Origin of the sequence: Streptomyces sp. P17, from assembly GCF_032436805.1 — a bacterium.
Taxonomy (GTDB): domain Bacteria; phylum Actinomycetota; class Actinomycetes; order Streptomycetales; family Streptomycetaceae; genus Streptomyces.
The window spans coordinates 1-346 of record NZ_JAVRBF010000476.1; the positions used below are offsets into that span (position 1 = coordinate 1).

Sequence of the window (346 nt, forward strand, 5' to 3'; positions counted from 1 at the left end):
AAAAGATTGTGGGTTTTTTTGGGGGCGATCGCTCTAGTCTGCGGGTCGGCCCATCGGCGCTACCCACGCCCAACCCGGCAGCCCTTCCAGTGTCGCCTGCTGCTCCGCCGAGAGGCGACCGCGCCGATGCCGCTGCTGTGACACCCACGCACCGATCCGCCACCCCTCCCACCGCTCCTCGCGCGCAGGCGCAGCGTGACCATGCTGCTCGGCGTAGCGAGACAGGCTCTTGAACTTGGCGGCCCATCCCTGGTCGCGCGAGGACGGCTCCCACGGCCATCTCGGAATCAACTCCAGTTCGGCCCCGGTATGCAAGAGGGGATCGAGAAAACACCGGGGAGATTTC

At 66.2% G+C, this 346-nt stretch carries 1 protein-coding gene; it reads right to left on the bottom strand.

The genetic code is table 11. The features are described from left to right. Positions 1 to 33 precede the first annotated feature (33 nt). Positions 34 to 315, bottom strand: a complete 282-nt coding sequence (locus RMT89_RS46250; protein WP_399498908.1) for a helicase associated domain-containing protein — start codon at positions 313 to 315, stop codon at positions 34 to 36. Between the last annotated feature and the right edge of the window lie 31 nt (positions 316 to 346).